The sequence below is a fragment of the Streptomyces sp. 1331.2 genome, from assembly GCF_900199205.1.
Lineage (GTDB): Bacteria > Actinomycetota > Actinomycetes > Streptomycetales > Streptomycetaceae > Kitasatospora.
On the sequence record NZ_OBMJ01000001.1, the window covers coordinates 6,002,432 to 6,024,537 of the forward strand.

Annotated in this window: 17 protein-coding genes; 10 read left to right on the top strand and 7 right to left on the bottom strand. The window is 73.1% G+C overall.

Going from position 1 to position 22,106, the window contains the following annotated elements; genetic code table 11:
* The first annotated feature begins 126 nt into the window (after positions 1-126).
* The 3 genes from CRP52_RS26040 to CRP52_RS26050 are packed head-to-tail and all read left to right on the top strand — an operon-like array spanning position 127 to position 3,076.
* A complete protein-coding gene (locus CRP52_RS26040; RefSeq protein WP_097238609.1) occupies positions 127-1,374 on the top strand; it encodes a sensor histidine kinase in 1,248 nt (415 codons plus the stop codon).
* Positions 1,371-2,003, top strand: coding sequence for a response regulator transcription factor (locus tag CRP52_RS26045; protein ID WP_097238610.1), 633 nt, complete (start codon positions 1,371-1,373; stop codon positions 2,001-2,003). Before CRP52_RS26040 ends, CRP52_RS26045 begins: the two co-directional genes overlap by 4 nt.
* 44 nt (positions 2,004-2,047) lie before the next feature.
* Entirely contained in the window at positions 2,048-3,076 is a 1,029-nt protein-coding gene (locus CRP52_RS26050; protein WP_097238611.1) for a nitronate monooxygenase, read from the top strand.
* 127 nt (positions 3,077-3,203) lie between these two features.
* On the opposite strand, the gene CRP52_RS26055 is transcribed toward CRP52_RS26050, so the two are convergent.
* Complete coding sequence (locus tag CRP52_RS26055; RefSeq protein ID WP_257032863.1) at positions 3,204-4,658, bottom strand: aminopeptidase P family protein; 1,455 nt, start codon at positions 4,656-4,658, stop codon at positions 3,204-3,206.
* Between the two features lie 166 nt (positions 4,659-4,824).
* Here CRP52_RS26055 and CRP52_RS26060 point away from each other — a divergent pair, with 166 nt between their 5' ends.
* Genes CRP52_RS26060 through CRP52_RS26080 form a run of 5 tightly spaced genes read left to right on the top strand, consistent with a single transcriptional unit; the run spans position 4,825 to position 10,598 of the window.
* On the top strand, positions 4,825-6,576 hold the full coding sequence (locus CRP52_RS26060; RefSeq protein WP_097238612.1) for an ABC transporter substrate-binding protein: 1,752 nt from the start codon (positions 4,825-4,827) through the stop codon (positions 6,574-6,576).
* A gap of 11 nt (positions 6,577-6,587) precedes the next feature.
* A complete protein-coding gene (locus tag CRP52_RS26065) occupies positions 6,588-7,580 on the top strand; it encodes an ABC transporter permease (protein WP_097238613.1) in 993 nt (330 codons plus the stop codon).
* Complete coding sequence (locus tag CRP52_RS26070) at positions 7,577-8,563, top strand: ABC transporter permease (protein ID WP_097238614.1); 987 nt, start codon at positions 7,577-7,579, stop codon at positions 8,561-8,563. The genes CRP52_RS26065 and CRP52_RS26070 overlap by 4 nt, the downstream gene beginning before the upstream one ends.
* Complete coding sequence (locus CRP52_RS26075; protein WP_097238615.1) at positions 8,563-9,561, top strand: ABC transporter ATP-binding protein; 999 nt, start codon at positions 8,563-8,565, stop codon at positions 9,559-9,561. The genes CRP52_RS26070 and CRP52_RS26075 overlap by 1 nt, the downstream gene beginning before the upstream one ends.
* Positions 9,561-10,598, top strand: coding sequence for an ABC transporter ATP-binding protein (locus CRP52_RS26080; RefSeq protein WP_097238616.1), 1,038 nt, complete (start codon positions 9,561-9,563; stop codon positions 10,596-10,598). Before CRP52_RS26075 ends, CRP52_RS26080 begins: the two co-directional genes overlap by 1 nt.
* Positions 10,599-10,675: 77 nt before the next feature.
* On the opposite strand, the gene soxR is transcribed toward CRP52_RS26080, so the two are convergent.
* From soxR to CRP52_RS26100, 4 genes are all read right to left on the bottom strand, one after another.
* Complete coding sequence (gene soxR / locus CRP52_RS26085; protein ID WP_097238617.1) at positions 10,676-11,128, bottom strand: redox-sensitive transcriptional activator SoxR; 453 nt, start codon at positions 11,126-11,128, stop codon at positions 10,676-10,678.
* Between the two features lie 166 nt (positions 11,129-11,294).
* Complete coding sequence (locus CRP52_RS26090; RefSeq protein WP_097238618.1) at positions 11,295-13,661, bottom strand: immune inhibitor A domain-containing protein; 2,367 nt, start codon at positions 13,659-13,661, stop codon at positions 11,295-11,297.
* A 155-nt stretch (positions 13,662-13,816) separates the two neighbouring features.
* Positions 13,817-14,194 carry a YrdB family protein gene (locus CRP52_RS26095; protein ID WP_097238619.1) on the bottom strand — a complete coding sequence of 126 codons (378 nt, stop codon included), beginning with the start codon at positions 14,192-14,194 and terminating at the stop codon, positions 13,817-13,819.
* Between the two features lie 100 nt (positions 14,195-14,294).
* Complete coding sequence (locus tag CRP52_RS26100) at positions 14,295-16,400, bottom strand: S9 family peptidase (protein ID WP_306458890.1); 2,106 nt, start codon at positions 16,398-16,400, stop codon at positions 14,295-14,297.
* A gap of 121 nt (positions 16,401-16,521) precedes the next feature.
* On the opposite strand from CRP52_RS26100, the gene CRP52_RS26105 reads away from it, so the two are divergent.
* Positions 16,522-17,736 (top strand): aminotransferase class V-fold PLP-dependent enzyme, encoded by a 1,215-nt coding sequence (locus CRP52_RS26105; protein WP_257032864.1) that lies wholly within the window; start codon positions 16,522-16,524, stop codon positions 17,734-17,736.
* 78 nt (positions 17,737-17,814) lie between these two features.
* On the opposite strand, the gene CRP52_RS26110 is transcribed toward CRP52_RS26105, so the two are convergent.
* Both CRP52_RS26110 and CRP52_RS26115 read right to left on the bottom strand, forming a co-directional pair.
* Entirely contained in the window at positions 17,815-18,174 is a 360-nt protein-coding gene (locus CRP52_RS26110; protein ID WP_257032865.1) for an ArsR/SmtB family transcription factor, read from the bottom strand.
* A gap of 30 nt (positions 18,175-18,204) precedes the next feature.
* A complete protein-coding gene (locus CRP52_RS26115) occupies positions 18,205-18,579 on the bottom strand; it encodes a hypothetical protein (RefSeq protein WP_097238621.1) in 375 nt (124 codons plus the stop codon).
* A 253-nt stretch (positions 18,580-18,832) separates the two neighbouring features.
* On the opposite strand from CRP52_RS26115, the gene CRP52_RS26120 reads away from it, so the two are divergent.
* The gene (locus CRP52_RS26120; RefSeq protein ID WP_097238622.1) at positions 18,833-21,688 is read left to right on the top strand and encodes a DEAD/DEAH box helicase; all 2,856 of its coding nucleotides are present in this window, start codon (positions 18,833-18,835) and stop codon (positions 21,686-21,688) included.
* The last annotated feature ends 418 nt before the right edge of the window (positions 21,689-22,106 follow it).

A 22,106-nucleotide genomic window follows, 5' to 3' on the forward strand; every position in this document is an offset into this window, starting at 1 on the left:
ACCGTCGCGGACCGCCGGGCTCCGGGGCATCGCGCCGCGGATTGCATCCTGGGCATCGAAGGGCAGAAGCGGAGCTCAACCTTTTGATTGATGCCGGGGCCGGTGGGCGGAACTTAGGCTGGAGGGATGGCGACCGAACGATCCCGCACCACCCCCGTCGCCCGCGTCCTCCAGGTCTGCCTGCACCTGCTCGTGGCGGGCCTGCTCGTGCTCGCCGTCGCCCGGTCCGTCCTCGCCGGCGGTACCGGGCCCGGCGGCGATCCGGCCGCCGTCGCCGCCGCGGCCACCGCGATGGGAGCCGCCTACGCCGTCGGGCCGCAGCTGGCCGCCGTCCGCCGCTCGCGCCGGGCGGCCGCGCTCTGGCTGGCCCTGCTCGGGGTCACCTGGGCGGGCGTGCTGCTCGCCACCCAGGACGGGGTCTGGCTGGCCTTCCCGCTGTACTTCCTGGAACTGCACCTGCTCGGGCGGCGCGGCGGGCCGGTGGCCGTCGCCCTGACCGCCGCCGGGGCGATCGCCGCGTGGTCCTGGCACCAGCACAGCTTCAGCCTCGCCGCCTCGATCGGGCCCGCGCTCGGCGCGGCCGTCGCCACCGCCACCGTGCTCGGCTACCAGGCGCTGTACCGGGAGAGCGAGCAGCGGCGCCGACTCATCGACGAACTCACCGCCGCCCGCGCCGACCTCGCCGCCGCCCACCACACGGCCGGAGTGCTCGCCGAACGCGAGCGCCTGGCCCGGGAGATCCACGACACCCTGGCGCAGAGCCTCAGCTCCATCCAGCTGCTGCTGCGGGCGGCCCAGCGGGCCCTGCCCGAGCGTACCGAGGCCGCCGCCGGGTACGTCGAGCAGGCGCGGCAGGCCGCCCAGGACAACCTGGACGAGGCCCGGCGGTTCGTCCGCGCGCTCACCCCGCCCGCGCTGGACGGCGACTCGCTGCCGGTCGCGCTGGAGCGGCTGTGCGCGACGACGACGGCGCAGTCCGGCCTGCCGGTGAAGCTGCACCTCTCCGGTGACCCGGTGCGGCTGCCGGCGGCGCAGGAGGTGGCGCTGCTGCGGATCGCGCAGTCGGCGCTCGGCAACACCGTGCGGCACGCGCAGGCCGCGCGGGCCGAGGTGACACTCAGCTACATGGAGGGCGAGGTGGCGCTGGACGTGTTCGACGACGGGGCCGGGTTCGATCCGGCGGCGGTCGCGGGCCGCGCGGGCGGGGACGGGGGGTTCGGGCTGCCCTCGATGCGGGCCAGGGCCCGGGCGCTCGGCGGGAGCTTCACGGTGGAGTCGGCGCCGGGGGAGGGCACGGCGGTCGCGGTGCAGCTGCCGGTCGGCGCGGTCGGGCCGGGCGGGCTCGAAGCTCCCAGCCCGGAGGTGGCGCCGTGATCCGGCTGCTGATCGCCGACGACCACCCGGTGGTGCGGGCCGGGCTGCGCGCCGTGCTGGAGAGCGAGCCGGACTTCACCATCGTCGCGGAGGCCGCGACCGCCGAGCGGGCCGTCGAACTGGCAGCCGGGCCGGAGGTCGACGTGGTGCTGATGGACCTGCAGTTCGGGCCCGGCTCGGCGATGAACGGGGCGCAGGCCACCGCCGCGATCACCGCCCGGGCGGGCGCGCCGCGGGTGCTGGTCGTCACCACGTACGACACCGACGCCGACACCCTGCCCGCGCTGGAGGCCGGTGCGACCGGCTACCTGCTGAAGGACGCGCCGCCGGAGGAACTGGCGCAGGCCGTCCGGGCCGCCGCGGCCGGACGCTCGGCCCTGGCGCCCAGCGTCGCCGACCGGCTGCTGGAGCGGATGCGGACGCCCGCGGCGGCGCTCAGCGCGCGGGAGACCGAGGTGCTGGGGCTGGTCGCGGACGGGCTGACCAACCAGCAGATCAGCCAGCGGCTGCACCTGAGCCAGGCCACCGTGAAGTCCCATCTGGTGCACATCTACACCAAGTTGGGGGTGGACTCGCGTACGGCGGCGGTGCGGGAGGCGCGCGGGCGGGGGTTGATCCGCCGCGCGTAGGCTGAGGACGCCGTCCGTACCCGCAGCAGCGTGAGGAGCCACCGATGGCCGTCCGTCCCGCCCTCGAAACGCTCGCCGTGCCGGTGATCGCCGCGCCCATGGCGGGCGGCGCCTCCACGCCGGAACTCGCGGCCGCGGTGAACCGGGCCGGCGGGCTGGGGTTCCTCGCGGCGGGGTACCGCAGCGCCGCGGCGATGGTCGAACAGATCGCGCTGCTGCGGAAGTCGACCGAACGGCCGTACGGGGTGAACCTCTTCGTCCCCGCCCCTCCTGGGGACGGGGAGGCGGTGGCCGCCTACCGCGAGCGGCTGCGGCCCGAGGCCGAACGGTGGGGGGTGGAGCTGCCGGCCGAGATCGGGCCGGACCGGGACGACTGGGACGCCAAGCTCGCCGCGCTGCTCGCCGACCCGGTGCCGGTGGTCTCGTACACCTTCGGGCTGCCGACGGCGGAGGAGGCGGCCGCGTTCCGGGCGGCCGGGACGCTGCAGGTGGGGACCGTCACCACGCCCGAGGAGGCGCGGGCGGCAGAGGCGGCCGGGATGGACGCGCTGTGCGTGCAGGGCCCGGAGGCGGGGGGCCACCGGGCCACCCACCGCGCCGCGGACCTGCCGGGGGAGCTGCCGCTGCTCCGACTGCTGCCCGCGGTACGGGCGGTGACGGCGCTGCCGCTGATCGCCGCCGGCGGCCTCGGGGACGGCGCGGCGATCGCGGCGGCGTTGCGGGCCGGGGCGGTCGCGGTGCAGCTGGGGACGGCGCTGCTGCGCTCGGACGAGTCCGGCGCCTCGGCCGCCCACCGGGCGGCGCTCACCGAACTCCCGGAGACCACCGTCACCCGCGCCTTCACCGGCCGCCCCGCCCGCGGCCTGCGCAACGCCTTCATCGACCGCCATGGCCCGTACGCCCCGCCCGCCTACCCCGAGGTTCACCACCTCACTGCCCCCCTGCGGGCCGCTGCCGCCCGCCGCGGAGACACCACCGCCATGCACCTCTGGGCCGGCACGGCCCACCACCTGGCCCGCTCCGGCCCGGCGGAGCAGATCGTCGCGGACCTGTGGAGCAGCGCGCGGGGGTAGAGCGCCCGGCGCGCGCCGGGCGGGGCGCGTTGTCGCTCGCAGGGACAACCTGCGGGCGTACGCCGCGGCCATCGGCGGCGAGGTCGAAGTCACCGAGGTGGCCTGATCGTCCGCTCCGGTCCCCTCCTCAGCTCAGCAGGGTGGCCATCCAGGACTCGATGGCGTCGGCGGTGCGGGGGAGGGCACTCGACATCAGGTGGGCGCCGTCCTGCGTGATGACGAGGTCGTCCTCGATGCGGATGCCGAGACCGCGCAGTTCGGTGGGGAGGGTTTCGTCGTCGGGCTGGAGGTAGAGGCCGGGCTCGACGGTGAGGACCATGCCTTCCTCCAGGGTGCCGTCGAGGTAGCGGTCGGCGCGGGACTTGGCGCAGTCGTGGTAGTCGAGGCCGAGCATGTGGCCGCTGCCGCAGAGCGTGTAGCGGCGGTAGAGGCCGTTGTCCTCGGCGAGGGCCTGTTCGGCGGGGATGCGCAGGACGCCCCAGTCGGCGAGGCCTTCGGCGATGACCCGCATGGCGGCGCGGTGGAAGTCGCGGAAGCGGGCGCCGGGGCGCAGGGCGGCGATGCCGGCGCTCTGGGCGGCGAGGACGAGGTCGTAGGCCTGGCGCTGGACGGGGGTGAAGGTGCCGGAGAGCGGGAGGGTGCGGGTGATGTCGGCGGCGTAGAGGGTGTCGGTTTCGACGCCGGCGTCCAGCAGGAGCAGGGAGTTCGGGTCGAGGGCGCCGTCGTTGCGGATCCAGTGCAGGACGCAGGCGTGGGCGCCGGAGGCGGCGATGGTGGTGTAGGCGGTGCCGTTGCCCTCGGCGCGGGCGCGCAGGTCGAAGACGCCCTCGATCCAGCGTTCGCCGCGGTGGTGGCGCAGTGCGGTGGGCAGGGCGCGGACGACGTCCTCGAAGCCGGTGACGGTGTGGTCGACGGCGAGTTGCAGCTGCTCGACCTCCCAGGTGTCCTTGACCAGGCGCAACTCGGAGAGGACGGCGGCGAGTTCGCCGTCCGAGGCGGTGCCGGCGCCGGGCCGTCCGGTGGCGTCGTCCACCCGCGCGTCGGTGCCGGCCAGGACGCGGGTGGGCGGCTGCGGGCCGGAGAGCAACGTGTCGAGGTCGTCGAGGTGTTCGGTGCGCACCCCGGTGAGCCGGGCGGCCTCGGCGAGGTCGGGGCGGGAGCCGACCCAGAACTCGCCGTAGCGGCGGTCGCGGTAGAACTCGCCGCCGTCGCGCGGGGAGCGGGGGCGCAGGTAGAGGACGGGTTCGTGGCCTTCGGGGCCGGCCGGTTCGAGGACGAGGACGTGGTCGGCCTGGTCCTCGCCGGTGAGTCCGGTGAGCCAGACGTACGCGCTGTGCGGGCGGAAGCGGTGGTCCAGGTCGTTGCAGCGGACCTTGAGCCGGCCGGCCGGGACGATCAGCCGTTCGCCGGGGAAGGCGGCGGAGAGGCGGGCGCGGCGGCCGGGGAAGTGGTGGTGGCCGGGGACGCGGAGGTCGGCGGGGAGGGGGGTGGCGGCCCACTGGGTGCCCATGAAGGCGGCGAGGGCGGGGGAGACCGGGAGGTCGTGACTCCCGGTGTTGAGGCCGGTCGGGGGCGTGGTCACCGGTGAACTCCTAGGCGGGGCTGGGGAGATGTGCGGCACGGTCGTGGGCACGGACACAGCTCGGTAACGGGTGGCGTCACCTCTTGTGCAGTGCAATTTCACATTACTATGTTACGGGTCACACAGCGGAGCGGCCGGATCAGGCCCCCCACAGCGGAGTTGCAACATGACCAGGCGCACCCACGCCGCCCTCGCGGCGGCCCTCGCGGCGACCCTCACCCTCGGCCTCGGGGCCTGCAAGAACGACAAGAGCGACAGCGGCGGCAGCACCACGGCCGGCAGCACCCAGGCCCCGGGCGCCGCGTCCGGATCCATCGTCGGCGGCACCCCGGTCAAGGGCGGCACCCTGACCGTGCTGTCCAACCAGGACTTCGCCCACCTCGACCCGGCCCGCAACTGGACCATGCCGAACATGGACTTCGGCATCCGGCTGCTCTACCGCACCCTGGTCACCTTCAAGGCCGAACCCGGCGCCGCCGGCAGCGAGATCGTCCCCGACCTCGCCACCGACCTCGGCCGCTCCTCGGATGGCGGGAAGACCTGGGCCTTCACCCTCAAGGACGGCGTCAAGTACGAGGACGGCACGGCGATCAAGTCCGCCGACATCAAGTACAACGTCGAGCGCTCCTTCGCCCCGGACCTCACCGGCGGCCCCGACTACGCCCAGCAGTACCTGGCGGGCGGCGAGAACTACAAGGGCCCGCTGACCGGCGAGCACCTGGCCGGCATCGAGACCCCGGACGACAAGACGATCGTCTTCCACCTCAAGCGTCCGGTCGCCGAGTTCTCGTACACCGCGACCCTGCCGACCTTCGCGCCCGTGCCGCAGTCCCAGGACAAGGGCACCCAGTACGACCTGCGGCCGTTCTCCTCCGGCCCGTACAAGATCGAGACCTACGACCGCGGCAAGCAGCTGGTGCTCGTCCGCAACGCCGCTTGGGACCAGTCCACCGACCCGGTCCGCAAGGCCTACCCGGACAAGATCGTGGTCACCCAGGGCCTCAAGGGCGGCCAGGTCGACGACCGGATCATCGCGAGCGAGGGCGCGGACGCCTCCACCGTCGAGTGGATGGGCCTGCGCCCGGAGTCGATCGCCAAGGTGCTGCCCAAGCCGGACGTGAAGAACCGGCTGATCGCCGAGCAGCAGGGCTGCACCGACATGCTCTACCCCAACACCTCCAAGGCGCCCTTCGACGACCCGAAGGTCCGCGAGGCGCTGCTGTACGCGGTGGACCGCGACGCGCAGGTGACCGCCAACGGCGGCCCGGCGATGGCCGACCCGGCCACCTCCTACCTGCCGCCCGCGCTGACCGGCGGAACCAAGGTCGACAGCCTGAAGATCCCCGCCACCGGCGACGTCGAGAAGGCCAAGCAGCTGCTCAAGGACGCCGGCAAGACCGACCTGAAGGTCTCGCTGACCGTCTCCTCCGGCGACAAGACCCGGGCCGAGGCGCTGCAGCAGTCGCTGGCCAAGGTCGGCATCCAGGTCACCATCACCACCGCCGACCCGTCCGTCTACTACGACACCATCGGCGACACCAAGAACGCGCCCGACCTGGCCATCCTCGGCTGGTGTCCGGACTACCCCTCGGGCGCCACCTTCCTGCCGATGGTCTTCGACGGCCGCACCATCAAGGAGAAGGGCAACCAGGGCAACGTCGAGCAGTTCCGCGACCAGGCCACCTCGGACCGGATCGACCAGATCAGCGCGATGACCGACGTCACCGAGGCCAACAAGGCGTGGCTGCAGCTCAACGACGACCTGCTGAAGAAGGCGCCGACCGTGCCGCTGATCTGGCAGCGCCGCCCGCTGCTGGCCGGGACGAACATCGCCGGCGCCTTCGGCCACCCGGTGTGGACCGGTCAGTGGGACTTCGCCACGATCGGCCTCAAGGACCCCTCCAAGAGCCAGGGCTGAGGGACCGTCCGATGAGTACCACCACCCCCTCGGGCGCCGAAGGCCGCGCCGGCGCCGAGCGAGGAGTCACAGTCGAGGCGGCCCCCGCCTCGGCCGCCGGTCCCACCGGGAGGGGGCCCTGGCGGCTGGTCTGGGACCAGCTCTGGGCCAAGGGCGCGGCCCGGTTCGGCCTGGTCACCGTCGCGCTGCTGGTCCTGCTGGCCGCGCTGGCGGGCCCGCTGAGCGACCTCGGCGGCTGGACCCCCGAGGAGTTCGACAAGCGCGCGGTGGACCCGTACCTCGGCGGCCTGCCGATCGGCGACTTCGGCGGGGTCGGCACCCGGCACTGGCTGGGCGTCGAACCCGCCACCGGGCGCGACCTGTTCGCCCGGGTCCTGCACGGCGGCCAGGTCTCCCTGCTGATCGCCTTCACCGCGACCGCCGTCGTCGTGGTCGTCGGCACCCTGGCGGGCATCGCGGCCGGCTACTTCGGCGGCCGCACCGACGCCGTGCTCTCCCGGCTGATGGACCTCACCATGTCCTTCCCGTCCCTGATCTTCATGATCTCGATGATGTCGGTGGCCAAGGACGTCAACCGGGTCGTCCTGATGACCCTGGTGATCGGCCTGTTCGGCTGGCCCGGCATCGCCCGGGTGGTGCGCGGCCAGACCCTCTCGCTCAAGCACCGCGAGTACGTCGAGGCCGCCAAGGTCGGCGGCGCCCGCTCCTGGCGGATCCTCACCAGGGAGATCCTGCCGAACGTCTCCGGCCCGATCATCGCCTACACCACGCTGCTGGTCCCCGGCATGATCGCCACCGAGGCCGCGCTCAGCTACCTCGGCGTCGGCGTCCGTCCGCCGACCCCGTCCTGGGGCCAGATGATCGCCGAGAGCATCAGCTTCTACGAGACCGACCCGACGTACTTCCTGATCCCGACGGCCTTCCTGTTCCTCGCCGTGCTCGCCTTCACCCTGCTCGGCGACGCGCTGCGCGACATCCTCGACCCCAGAGGAGGCCGGTCGTGATCCTCTACCTCTGCCGCCGGCTGCTCGCCGCGGCCGGCATCCTGCTCGCCGTCTGCGCGATCACCTTCACCATCTTCTACCTGCTGCCCTCCGACCCCGCCGTGGCCGCCTGCGGCAAGACCTGCAGCCCCGAGCGGATCGCCGAGGTCAAGGTGGCGATGGGCCTGGACAAGCCGGTCTGGGAACAGTTCCTCAGCTACCTCACCGGCATCTTCGCCGGGCGTGACTACGGCAGCGGGCCGAGCGCCACCCACTGCGGCTTCCCCTGCCTCGGGTACTCCTACGAGTACTCGCTGCCGGTCTGGAACCTGCTCACCGACCGGCTGCCGGTCTCCGTCTCGCTGGCCGTCGGCGCCTCCGTGCTCTGGCTGGTCCTCGGCCTCGGCGCGGGCGTCACCTCGGCGCTGCGCAAGGGCAGCACGACCGACCGGACGCTGATGGTGCTCTCGGTGGGCGCCGCCTCGCTGCCGGTCTACTTCACCTCGATCATGCTGATCTGGGGCGTCGTCAGGACGGCCGGACTGCTGCCCTACCCGGCGTACCACGCGTTCACCGACAACCCCTTCGCGTGGGCCTCCAACCTGCTGCTGCCGTGGATCGCCCTGGCCCTGCTGTACGCGGCCATGTACGCCCGGCAGAGCCGCAACTCGATGATCGAGGCGATGGCCGAGCCGTACATCCGCACCGCCCGGGCCAAGGGCCTGCCGCCGCGGACGGTCACCGTCAAGCACGGGCTGCGCTCCGGGATGACGCCGATCCTGACCATCTTCGGGATGGACCTCGGCGGACTGCTGGCCGGCGCCGTCATCACCGAGTCGATCTTCGGCCTGCCCGGGGTCGGACGGCTCTTCTACGACGCGCTGGTCCGCTCCGACCAGCCCGTCATCCTCGGCGTCACCCTGCTCGCGGCCGCCTTCATCGTCGCCGCGAACCTGCTGGTCGACCTGCTCTACGCCTATGTCGACCCGAGAGTGAGGTACTGATGGCTCCGCTACTGGAGGTCGAGGACCTCAAGGTCGCCTTCGACACCCCGCGCGGCACGGTCCGGGCGGTGGACGGCATCTCGTTCAGCGTCGAGGCCGGGCGCACGCTCGGCCTGGTCGGCGAGTCCGGCAGCGGCAAGTCCGTCACCTCGCTCGCCGTCATGGGGCTGCACCGCGGCGCCGCCGTCACCGGCTCGATCCGGCTGCACGGACAGGAGTTGAACGGGCTCGGCGAGAAGGAACTGGGCACCGTCCGGGGCCGCCGGGCGGCGATGATCTTCCAGGACCCGCTGTCCAGCCTGCACCCCTTCTACACCGTCGGCGAGCAGATCGCCGAGCACTACCGGGTGCACTTCAAGGCCAACCGCAAGGCGGGCAGGGCCCGCGCGCTGGAGATGCTGGCCGAGGTCGGCATCCCGGAGCCGGCCCGCCGGATCGACGAGTACCCGCACCAGTTCTCCGGCGGCATGCGCCAGCGCGTCATGATCGCCATGGCGCTCGCCTGCGAGCCCGACCTGCTGATCGCCGACGAGCCCACCACGGCCCTCGACGTCACCGTCCAGGCGCAGATCCTCGACCTGATCGCCCGGATCCAGCAGGAGCGCGGCCTCGGCGTCGTGATGATCACCCACGACCTCGGCGTGGTCGCCCGGGTCGCCCACGAGGTGCTGGTCATGTACGGCGGCCGGGCCGCCGAACAGGCCCCGGTGGACCGGCTGTTCGCGCAGCCCGCGCACCCGTACACCCGCGGCCTGCTGGACTCGCTGCCGCGCCTGGACGACACCGACGACGCCCCGCTGCGGGCCATCCCCGGCAGCCCGCCGTCGCTGATCGCCCCCGCCCCCGGCTGCTCCTTCGCCCCGCGCTGCGCCCGCACCACCGCCGCGTCCGCCGAGGAGCACGCCCGCTGCCTGGCCGAGCGCCCCGTGCTCGGCCCGCTCGCCGCCGGCCACCAGGCCGCCTGCCACCTGCCGCTGGTGCCGGAAGGGGTGCTGTGATGGCCGAACCGACCGGGCAGGCCGAACACCTGCCGACCGAACCGGCCGTGCGGGCCGAACCCTTGTTGTCCGTACGGGACCTGGTGAAGACCTTCCCCGGCCGGCGCAGCCGCACCGGGCGGCCCGGTGCGCCGATCCGGGCGGTGGACGGCGTCAGCTTCGACGTCGGTGCGGGGGAGACCCTGGGCCTGGTCGGCGAGTCCGGCTGCGGCAAGTCCACCACCGGCCGGATGATCGTCCGGCTGCTCGACCCGACCTCGGGCACCGTCACCTTCGACGGCACCGAGATCGGCGGGCTCTCCCAGGCTCGGCTGCGCCCGCACCGGCGGGACCTGCAGATGGTCTTCCAGGACCCGTACTCCTCGCTCAACCCCCGGCAGACGGTGGCCCGGATCATCTCCGAACCGCTGCTGGTCCAGGGCGAGAGCGCGGCGGCGGCGCGCAAGCGGGCCGCCGAGCTGATGGAGCTGGTCGGGCTGATCCCCGAGCACCTGGACCGCTACCCGCACGAGTTCTCCGGCGGTCAGGCGCAGCGCATCGGCATCGCCCGCTCGCTGGCCACCTCGCCGCGCCTGGTCATCGCCGACGAGCCGGTCTCCGCGCTGGACGTGTCCATCCAGGCCCAGGTGGTCAACCTGATGGAACGGCTCCAGCGGGAGCTCGGGCTGGCGTACGTGTTCATCGCGCACGACCTCTCGGTCGTCAAGCGGGTCTGCGACCGGGTCGCGGTGATGTACCTGGGCCGGATCGTGGAGATCGGCGACAAGGCCGAGGTGTACGGCAGCCCGGCGCACCCGTACACCAGGGCGCTGCTGTCCGCCGTGCCGCTGCCGGACCCGCAGGCGGAGCGGACCCGGGAGCGGATCGTGCTGCTCGGCGACCCGCCGAGCCCGGCCGCCCCGCCGCCCGGGTGCAGCTTCCACCCGCGCTGCCCGAAGGCGCAGGACCTGTGCCGTACCGAGCGGCCGCTGCTGCGGATCGCCGGGCCGGGCAGCCGGCAGGCGGCCTGCCACTTCCCGGAGACACCGGGAAGCTGAGAGACCCCCGGTCGGGCGTGGCGGGGAACCTTACGAGGGCCGCGTCCGACCGGGTTCCAACCTTTTCGCCGGGGTGGTCACTCCTCCGGCAGCAGCAGTCGCGGGCCGGGGCCCTCGGCGGCCAGTTCGTCGCCGGGGTTGAGCACCCGGCAGCGGCGCAGCGACACGCAGCCGCAGCCGATGCAGCCGGTCAGCTCGCCCTCCAGCCGTTCCAGCTCGATCCGGCGGGCGCGCAGCTGCTCGGCCCAGCGCAGCGAGATGCGCTCCCAGTCGTGCTTGCCGGGCATCCGGTCCTCCGGGAGGCCGGTGAAGACCTCGGCGACCTCGGAGAGCGGGATGCCGAGCCGTTTGGCGACCAGGATGAGGGAGATCCGGCGCAGCACGTGCCGGCGGTAGCGGCGCTGGTTGCCGGCCGACCGCTCGGAGGAGATCAGCCCCTGGTCCTCGTAGAAGCGCACCGCCGAGGTGGCGATCCCGGCCCGTCGGGCCACCTCGCCGACGCTCAGCAGATCGACCGGCGCGGTGCTCATGGCGGCTCCTCGGCTTCTCCCTGACTTCAAGTTCTGTTGAAGTCCCAGCGTACCGGACGTGACCGGATCAACGCTGGTCAGCCGATTGCCGGACCGGCTGGGCGCCACACGGCAGCAGGCCCCGGATCCCCTTCGTCAGGGGATCCGGGGCCTGCTCACGACCGCCTCAGGAGGCCGGGCCCACCCGGACGGTGGTGATCCGCCCGCCCTGGGACTCCCGGACGACCTCGATCTTCGTGTTGGTGTCCGGCACCTTCACCGTCAGCTGCGGCGTCGCCGGGTCGGCGTACACCCCGCTGTGGTCGTTGAAGACCGGGACGGCCGGCTCGGCCGGGATCCGCACCGCGACCCCGCCCTTGTGCAGGGTGAACGGTGTGGTCGGCTTGAGCGAGAACGGTGCGTCGAAGGTCTGCGCCCGCCCGTTGACCAGCGTCCCGTCGGTGAAGCGGATCGGCGTCGGGTGGGCGTCGATCGGCAGGATCAGCCCGCCGCCGGGGTGGTCCTTGGTGTTGTTGTCGCCGTACGAGGTGTCCCAGAGCCAGAGCAGGACGCCTTCCTGGTACGGGTAGTTGTCGACCACGTTGGCCTTGCCCGCGACGCCGCCGTAGCCGAAGTTGTACGGGCCGGTCTTCAGGAACGCCCCGTAGCCGGTGTAGCGGCGGTTCTCGGCGAGGTACGCGCGCGGGTGCTGCTTGACGGCGGTGCGGCCGGTGATGACGGTGAAGCCGCTGGCGGTCCACCCGTTGAGCCCGTTCTCCGCGCCGTCGGCGAAGAGTTCGGTGCCGCCGGCGGTCGCCCGTACGGCGTCCACCAGCACGCCGCGGCCGTGGGTGTTGCCGTCCGAGGTGGCGTGGATGCGCAGCCGGACCTGTTGGCCGAGGTAGCCGTCCAGCGGGATGTGCAGCTTTCGGTAGGTGCCGGAACTTCCGCTCAGGCCGGGGGTGTTGGCGCTGGTGTTGCCGATCGGCGCGCCGTCGACGGTGCCGCCCAGGGCGGTCCAGTGCTTGCCCTGGTCGGTGGAGGCCTCGACGGTCAGGAAGTCGTAGTCCTGCTCGGTGTCGTACCAGGCGGCGGCGTCCAGCGCGGCCGGCCCGGTGGCGGTGCGCAGGTCGACGTCCCGGGCCAGGGAGTTGTCGAGGTTGTCGCCGGTGTCGCTCCACCATTGCTTGGCGCCCTCGTACGGGTCGGCGAGGTCGGTGCTGGTGGTGCCGTCCGGCAGGTGCACCAGGACGGCCTGCGCCTGGTCGGTGTTGTAGCTGCTCACCCCGAGGGCGTGGCTGGAGCGGGTCGCGGCCTGTGCCTCGTCGTAGTTGAGCCAGCCGAACTGCAGCTTGCTCCAGGCGTCGAGGTCGCCCGGGTAGCCGCCGGTGGTGTTGGGGCCCTTGCCCAGGTACGAGCCGGAGGACATCAGCGACCAGAAGTTGACGCTGTTGTCGCCGCCGGTGGTGCTGTACAGGTCGGGCAGGCCGAGGTTGTGGCCGTACTCGTGGGCGAACAGGCCGACGCCGCTGTTCTCGCCGCCCTGGACGTAGTCGTAGACGTAGAGGCCGGTGTCGCCGACGGGCGCGCCACCGATCTTGTCGCCCTCCGGGCCGGTCTGCCCGGTCGCGTCCGGGAAGGCCCAACTGCGGTGCGCCCACAGCGCGTCGGCGCCCTGGGCGCCGCCGCCCCAGGTCTCGTCCACGCCGGCGTGCACGACGATGACGTTGTCCAGGTAGCCGTCGGGCTGGTTGAACTCGTCGTTCTTGTCGTGGTCGTAGCGGTCGTAGACGTCGTACTGGGCGAGCTGCGCCTTGATGTCGGCCACCGGGCGGCCCTTGGCGATCTCGCCGTCGTACCAGGCCTTCACGGCGTCCCGGACGAACTCCTGGGCCTGGGTCCAGGCGCCGGAGCCCTGTGGGCCCTTGTTGCTGCCGTAGCGGGCCTCGTTGTACGGGACGGTGACCCAGTCGCTGACGGTGCCCTCGACGTCGTAGCGGCCGGAGGACTGGGTTCGGTAGTAGTTGCGCATCGATACTGCGCCGGGCGTGTCGTCAAAGAACATCTTCTGGTAGTAAGAGCGGTCGAAGTCCGCCGACCAGAGCGTGTGGTTGTCGTCCTTGCCCGGCTGGGGGATCTGGTTGTGGCGCGGGCCGGGTGTGCCGCCGTAGCGGGGCTGGCCGTTCCACTGGGTGGTGTCGTCCACCTCGTCGCCGAACTGGGCGAGGATCACGAAGACCTTGTCCGTGCGCTGGTGTGCGAGTTGGACGTAGTCGTTGCCGATCTTCACCTTCGCGGGGGCCCGCTTGTCGGCGGTCTTGGCGACGGCGCCCTTGTTGAGCTGCTCCAGGGCCTTGCTGCGGAGCGACTGGCGCTCGCGCTCCTGCGGGACGAGCGGGGCGGGCGGGGCCTCGGCGCCCTGCTCGGCGGGGTCCGCCGCCGCGGCGACGGTGACGGGGGTCGGGGGTGCGGCCTGGGCGGGGGTGCCCAGCAGGGTGGCCGCTATCGCGCTCGTGGTGAGCGCGGCTGCGAGGGCCGCGGACAGTCTGCGCAACTGACCGGTCCTTTCCGGGGGATGAGGGTGCTTCGGGCATGGGTGGGTCGGTGAAGCGCAGGTAATATTTCACATGTCACGGGTCACGTGGAAGAGGTTCGGGGCAAGCGAAGGGGCGCCGCACCGGCGTGCGACGCCCCGTCCCGGCTCCTCCGTCAGCCGGTGGTGTACTCCACCGCCACGCTGACCACCACCAGCCCGCCGTACACCGCGGCGAGGGCGGTCCGTCCGGTCGCATGCAGCGCGAGCGCGGCCGAGCCGAGGACGACCAGCTTGAGCACGATCTCCGCGGCGAGCGGCAGCCGGAACCTGGGCCCGCCCGCGGCCAGGAACAGGCCCCAGATGCCGGCCGCCAGGGCCGGGGCGCCGAGCCCCAGTAGCAGCCGGGTACCGAGGCTGGAGCCGGTCTTGAAGCCCCAGTAGCAGAGCGCCGCCAGCATGGCGAGTTCCAGTCCGAACGCGAGCCCGCCGTTGACCGCGGTCAACGGCGTCCACCGTCGCTGCCCGACCGGGCCGGGTCTTTCGATCCTCATCCGTCCGTGCTCCCCGTGCGTCGTGCCGCCCGGGCCGGGCGGCGATCACGCGGAGTGTCGCAGTCCGGCCCGGGCCGTGCAATGGAGCGGGGGCGACGGTTCAGCCCAAGGCGTCTCGGAGGAAGGCGAGTTCGGCCTGGGCCAGCTGCTCGTTCATGCCGTCCGGGGTCATGTGGGTGACGCCGGGCAGCGGCAGTACGGCGTGCGGCCGGCCGGCCGCGGTGAGCGCCTGGGAGAGCAGCAAGGTGTGCGCGGGGTGGACGTTGTCGTCGGCCAGCCCGTGGATCAGCAGCAGCGGCCTGGTCAGCCCGGGCGCGTCGGTGAGCAGGCAGTCGCCCGCGTAGCCCTCCGGGTTGTCCTGCGGCAGGCCGAGGTAGCGCTCGGTGTACGCGGTGTCGTACAGCCGGAAGTCGGTGGGCGGGGCGCCCGCGCAGGCGGCGTGGAAGACGTCGGGGCGGCGCAGCACGGCGAGGGCGGCGAAGTAGCCGCCGTACGACCAGCCGCGCACGCCGACCCGGCGGAGGTCGAGGTCCGGGTGGTGCGCGGCGAGCGCGTGCAGGGCGTCGACCTGGTCGTCCAGGGCGGCCCGGGAGAAGCGGCGGAAGATCGCCCGGGTGAAGTCCGGGGAGACGAAGGGGGTGCCGCGGTTGTCGGTGGTGACGACGGCGAAGCCCTGGTCGGCCCACCACTGGCGGAGCTGCCAGCGGCGCGGCTCGGTGGCCACGGCCTGGTAGCCGGGCCCGCCGTAGACGTCCAGCAGGACGGGCAGCCGCCGGCCGGGGACGTGATCGCGCGGGTAGACCACGGCGCTCGGCAGTTCGCGGTCGGTGACCCGGGCGAACTGCGGGCGGACCGGGTACGGCAGGGCGGCGGAGAGGTCGGTGAGCGGAAGTTCGGGGCCGTCCCGGCCGTCGGCCCCGCGGGTGGTGCGGCGGACGGTCCGGCGGATTCCGCCGGGGCCGGCCGCGATGAGCAGCAGGGTGTCGGCGGCGGCGAGGGCGGAGTGGACGCCCGGGCCGGTGGTGAGCGGTTCGGGGGCGCCGCCGTCCGGGTCGACCAGGTGGACGTGCTGGTCGGCCGGGTCGCCCTGGCCGGTCTCGCAGAGCAGCCGGCCGTGCAGCCGTCCGACCACCCGGCGGATCTGCAGGCCGGTGGTGTCCAGCGGCTTGCCGTCGAGCGCGAGGCCGCGGGCCTGCGGTGTGTCGTAGGCGGTGAGCAGCCGGCCGCCGGGCAGCCTGGCGGGGGTGCCGGGCAGGTCGTCCACCCAGAACTCGTCGGTGGTGCGGGAGAGTTCGCGGGTCAGGCCGGTGGCCGGGTCGGCGCTGAGCAGCAGCACGTTCTGCTGCAGGCGGTCGGCGACGGTGAGCAGCACCTCGTGGTCGGAGGCCCAGGAGGCGGCGCAGAGGTACGGGTGGGCGTCGGCGTCCCAGTGCAGCCGGGTGCGGCTGCCGTCGAGGCCGAGCACCCAGAGCTGGACGTCCGCGTTGGGGCCGCCGGCCTGCGGGTAGGCGAAGTCCTCGGGTGCCTCGCCGGGGTGGGCCGGGTCGGCGAAGTGGCGTCGGGGGAGGGCGGATTCGTCGACCCGGGCGGCCAGCAGCGCGCCGCCGTCCGGGCGCCACCAGTGGCCGCGGGCGCGGCCGAGTTCCTCGGCGGCAGCGAACTCGGCGACGCCCCAGCGGGCGCCGTCGGCGGGGGAGAGCGGGTCGAGGCCGGGGGTGACGTACAGGGCGGTGCCGTGCCCGGCTTCCTCGGTGACGTAGGCGACGCGCTGTCCGGTGGCGTCCGGGCGGGGGTCGAACGCGGGCCCGGCGACGGGGAGTTCGTCGCTGCTGCCGGTGGTGGTGTCGGTGCGGAACAGCCGGCCGTCGAGGGTGAAGACGGCGACCGCGAGGTCGGCGGTGGCGGCGTAGCTGCCGATTCCGGCGGCGACCAGCCGGGTGCGTTCGCGCAGCCGGCGCTCGACGGCGGGCAGGTCGTCGCGGCGGCCGCTGCGGCCGGGCAGCAGCGCGGCGGGGTCGGCGACCAGGCGTTCCTCGCCGGTGGCGGTGTCGAGCAGGTGCAGGCGGTCGACCGGGTCCTCGGAACCGGTCGAGCGGAGCAGCAGCAGCCGGGTACCGTCCTCGGCGAGGGTGTACGCGCGCGGCGCCCCGTAGGTGAACCGGCCGGTGCGGGCGCTGAGGGCAAGGAAGGCGTCGGTGATGGTCACGGCCCGATCGTGGTCGCGCGGTGCGGGCCTCGACCAGTAGTCTACCATGTGAAATGTCACACACCATGTCATTGCGTTGGGGGAGGACGTCGTGCGGGAAGACACAGCGGGTGGGGAGCGAGTGCCTGAGGAAAGGGCGCTTGAGGCCGTCGTGCGGGAGGACGGCGTGATCGAGGACCTGTGGACGGCCGAACCGCCGGCCCCGCTGCCCGCCGCCGACGGGCTGTTCAGCGTGTCACCGGAGGCCGCCCACCTGAACCACGGCTCCTTCGGCGCGGTGCCCGTCCCCGTACAGCGGGCGCAGGAACGGCTGCGCGCCGAGCACGAGCTGGACCCGGACGGCTTCTTCGCCGACCTCCCGGCCCGGATCGCCGCCGCCCGGGCCCTGATCGCCGCCGAACTCGGCACCGACCCGGACCGGCTCGCCCTGCTCACCAACGTCACCGAGGCCACCGCGATCGCCCTGGACAGCATCCCGCTCGCCCCCGGTGACCGGATCCTGGTCACCGACCACGGCTACGGCGCGGTGACCCAGGCCGTCGCACGCAAGGCCGCCGAGACCGGCGCCGAGCTGGTGGTGGCCGCGCTGCCGCTGGACGCACCGGACGAGCACGCCGTCCGCGAGGCGGTGCTCGCCGCCGTGGACGCGCGCACCACCGTCGCCGTCCTCGACCAGCTCACCTCGCCCACCGCCCGCCTGGTGGCCGGCCCGGCCCTGCTCGCCGAGCTGCGCGCCCGCGGCGTGACCACCGTGGTGGACGGCGCCCACGCCCCCGGCATGCTGCCCGCCCCGGCCGAGCCCGACGCCGACTTCTGGTTCGGCAACCTGCACAAGTGGGCCTTCGCCCCGCGCGCCACCGGCGTGCTCGCCGTCCGTCCCGAGTGGACGGGGCGGGTGCGCCCGCTCGCGCTGTCCTGGGAACACGACAAGGGCTTCCCCGGCAACGTCGAGTGGCGCGGCACCTGCGACTACACGCCCTGGTTGGCCGCCCCGGCCGGCTTCGGGCTGCTGCGCGAACTCGGCCCGGCGGCGGTCGCGGGCCACAACGCCGCGCTCGCCGCGTACGGCCAGCGGGTGCTGGCCGAGCGGGCGGGCCTGCCGCCGCTGCCCGCGACGCCCGGGGTGTGGATGCGGGCCGTGCGGCTGCCGGCCGGCCGGTGCGAGGTCGAGGCGGAGGCTAAGGCGCTGATGGCCGAGGTGTGGCGGCGGCTCCGCACCCGGATCGCCGTCCGCCCGTGGGCCGGCGGCGGGGTGCTGCGGGTCAGCGCCCAGCTCTACAACCGGCCGGGGGAGTACGAGCGGCTGGCGGACAGGCTGGCGGAGCTGCTGAAGTGAGGCGGCCGGCGGCCGGCGGCCGGCGGAGGGACGGTGAGGCGGCCCGCGGAGGGACCGGCGAGCCGGCCCGCGGAGGAGCTACTGCGGCCCCGCCCGTAACTCCGCGAGCAGCCGGTTCCGGTCGGCGAGCAGCCCGGTGAGGATCCGCCGGGCCGCCCGCAGCAGGTCGGCCACGTCCCCGCCGGCCAGCGCGTAGACCACCGTGCCGCCCTCCCGGGTGGCGGTGACGATGCCGGACCGGCGCAGCACCGCGAGCTGCTGGGACAGGCTGGAGGGTTCGACCTCCAGCTCGGCGAGCAGGCCGCGGACGGGCGTCGGCCCGGCCTGGAGCAGTTCCAGCACCCGGATCCGGACGGGATGGCCGAGCATCCGGAAGAACTCTGCCTTGACCTGGTAGAGCTCCCCCAGCCGCTGGCCGGGAGGTGTCCCCGACGTCACGAGGCCCCCCTTCCTGGTGTCGGTCCGGGGTCAGATCTCCAGCGAGCCCTCGATCTGCTTGAGCCGGTGGCGGGCCATCGCGAGGTTGGCCCGGCTGCGGTTGAGCGCCAGGAAGAGGAAGAGGCCGCGTCCGGCGTGCGTCGTGAGCGGCCGGACCATGTGGTACTGGCTGGTCAGGCTGATCAGGATGTCCTCGATCTCGTTGTCGTGCAGGTTGAGCGCCTCCATCGCCCGCATCTTGGCGCGGACCACGTCGGTGTTCCCGGCCGCGGCGACGTTGAGGTCCAGCTCGCCCCCGTCGCCGAGGCTGCCGAGGGCCATGCCGCTGCCGTAGTCGACCAGGGCGACGCCGATCGCGCCCTCGATCGCCATGGCCTCCTTGAGGGCCGTCTCCAGGTTCGCCATCGTGGCTGTCCTCCCGTGTGTCGGTGGCTGCGTGGTGCAGTGCCGTCGAAGGTAGGGAGGCCGGACGGTGTTCCACCGGCAATGACCGAAGACGTTCGAAGTCAGTCCGTCCATGATCACTTGAAGACATTTGCAACTATGGACCTGAGAGAGAACTGATCCCGAGGTGCAGAAAAACGGTGCTATCGATGTCAGTCCTCCCGGGTAACCTCTCGCTGAGATGCGAGATCACACCAATCACACCCGGACGGCGATGAACACCCCCGATCCAGAGCCCCAGGACGACCGGGAGCTCAGCCCCGCCGAGGCGTACGCGGCCAGCCGTCGCCGGGCCAAGGAGCAGGCCACCGCCCTGTACGGCTTCCAGCAGCTGTACGACTTCCCGCTGGACGACTTCCAGCTGGAGGCCTGCGAGACGCTGGAGGCCGGATCCGGCGTCCTGGTCGCCGCTCCCACCGGCTCCGGGAAGACCATCGTCGGCGAGTTCGCCGTGCACCTGGCCCTGGCCGCCGGCCGCAAGTGCTTCTACACCACGCCGATCAAGGCGCTGTCCAACCAGAAGTACGGAGACCTGGTCAAGCGCTACGGCGCCGCCAAGGTCGGCCTGCTCACCGGCGACAACACCGTCAACGGCGACGCCCCCGTGGTGGTCATGACCACCGAGGTGCTGCGCAACATGCTCTACGCCGGCTCCAGCACCCTCAACGGGCTCGGCTACGTCGTCATGGACGAGGTGCACTACCTCGCCGACCGCTTCCGCGGCGCCGTCTGGGAGGAGGTCATCATCCACCTCCCCGAGTCGGTCACCCTCGTCTCGCTCTCCGCGACCGTCTCCAACGCCGAGGAGTTCGGCGACTGGCTGGACACCGTGCGCGGCGGCACCAAGGTGATCGTCTCCGAGACCCGCCCGGTGCCGCTGTGGCAGCACGTCATGGCCGGCAACCGGATGTACGACCTGTTCGCCGACCCCGACCGCGACGGCCGCCCCAAGAACAACCTGAAGAACCCCGGCAAGGCCGTCAACCCCGAGCTGGTCCGGCTCGCCCGCTCCGAACTCGACCGCAACCCCCGCGACCGCTTCGGCCGCGGCCGGGGCCGCTCGATGCCCAACGGCCGCCCCGGCAAGGTCTGGACGCCGGGCCGGGTCGACGTCATCGACCGGCTCGACGCCGAGGGCCTGCTGCCCGCGATCACCTTCATCTTCAGCCGGGCCGGCTGCGAGGCCGCCGTCCAGCAGTGCCTCAGCTCCGGGCTGCGGCTCAACAAGGACTCCGAGCGCGCCCAGGTCCGCGCCATCGTCGAGGAGCGCTGCGCCGACATCCCCGACGAGGACCTGCACGTCCTCGGCTACTTCGAGTGGCTGGACGGGCTGGAGCGCGGCATCGCCGCCCACCACGCCGGGATGCTGCCCCGGTTCAAGGAGGTCGTCGAGGAGCTCTTCGTGAAGGGCCTGGTCAAGGCCGTCTTCGCGACCGAGACCCTGGCGCTCGGCATCAACATGCCCGCTCGCTCGGTGGTCATGGAGAAGCTCGTCAAGTGGAACGGCGAGATGCACGCCGACATCACCCCCGGCGAGTACACCCAGCTCACCGGCCGGGCCGGGCGCCGCGGCATCGACGTCGAGGGCCACGCCGTGGTGCTCTGGCAGCGCGGCCTCGACCCTGAGGCGCTGGCCGGTCTGGCCGGCACCCGCACCTACCCGCTGAAGTCCTCGTTCCGGCCCTCCTACAACATGGCCGTCAACCTGGTCTCCCAGTTCGGCCGGCACCGCTCGCGCGAACTGCTGGAGACCTCCTTCGCCCAGTTCCAGGCGGACCGCTCGGTCGTCGGCATCGCCCGCCAGGTGCAGCGCAACGAGGAGGGCCTGGAGGGCTACCGCGAGTCGATGACCTGCCACCTCGGCGACTTCGACGAGTACATGTCCTTGCGGCGGCAGCTCAAGGACCGGGAGAACGAGCTCGCCCGCGAGGGCAGCAGCCAGCGCCGCGCGGCCGCCGTCGAATCCATCGAGCAGCTCAAGCCTGGCGACGTCATCCACGTCCCCACGGGCAAGTTCGCCGGCCTCGCCCTGGTCCTCGACCCGGGCCTGCCGCCGGTCCACCGCTCCGGCCGCGGCGGCCCGCGCCACCCCGACTTCCAGGACGGCCCGCGCCCGGTGGTGCTCACCGCCGAACGCCAGGTCAAGCGGCTCGCCATGATCGACTTCCCGCACCCGGTCGTCGCGATCGAGCGGGTGCGCATCCCCAAGTCCTTCAACCCGCGCAGCCCGCAGTCCCGCCGCGACCTCGCCTCCGCGCTGCGCACCAAGGCCGGCCACCTCGAACCCGAGCGGTTCCGCCGCGGCCGCGCCGCCGCCGCCGACGACCCCGAGATCACCCGGCTGCGCACCGAACTGCGCCAACACCCCTGCCACGGCTGCTCCGACCGCGAGGACCACGCCCGCTGGGCCGAGCGTTACCACCGGCTGCACCGCGACACCGAACTGCTCGAACGCCGGATGCGCTCGCGCACCCACACCATCGCCCGCACCTTCGACCGGGTCTGCGCCCTGCTCACCGACCTCGGCTACCTGCGCGGCGACACCGTCACCGACGACGGCAAGCGCCTCGGCCGGCTCTACGGCGAACTCGACCTGCTCGCCTCCGAATGCATCCGCGAAGGCGTCTGGAACGGCCTCGCCGCCGCCGAACTCGCCGCCTGCGCCTCGGCGCTGGTGTACGAGGCCCGCCAGTCCGACGACGCCGGCGCCCCCCGCGTACCGGAAGGCGCCGCCAAGGAGGCGCTCGGCCAGATGGTCCGGATCTGGGGCCACCTCGACGCCCTGGAGGAGCAGCACCGGATCAACACCGCCGAAGGCGTCGGCCAGCGCGAGCCCGACCTCGGCTTCGCCTGGGCCGCCTACCGCTGGGCCCTCGGCCACAACCTCGACCAGGTCCTGCGCGACGCCGACATGCCCGCCGGCGACTTCGTCCGCTGGACGAAGCAACTGATCGACGTCCTCGGCCAGATCCAGGACGCCGCCGGCCAGGACGCCGAACTCCGCAAGACCGCCCGCAAGGCCGTCGACAGCCTCCGCCGCGGCATCATCGCCTACTCCTCGGTGGGCTGACCCCCGCCCACCAAGCTCGAAGGCCGGGCCCGCGCTGATTGCGCGGGCCCGGTCGGTCGCGGTGTGGGCATAGTGCTCGGCTTCTTCCCGAGCACCTTGGCGGTAGAGCACAGTGGCCAGCTTGGCAGTGTCGATCGCCTTCGAGCGGGCCCGGTTGGACGTTTGGGAGTCCACAGCGCGCCGGAGCCGGGACACCAGATCGGAGACCGGCCTGTCCTTGACCAGCGCTAGCCAGGACATCGTCGTTCCCGGAATGGCCCATGTCGACCGGGTCGTCAACCTGGTCGAGTCGTACGGCCAGTTCGCGGACGTGCGGATGCTCACCAGCATCGGGGACGGAGCGGAGTCGGCCCCTTGGTATGCCGGGTGAGGTTTCGGCGGCGAACTGTGGAAGCCGCTGCACGGGAAGTCGGCCGGG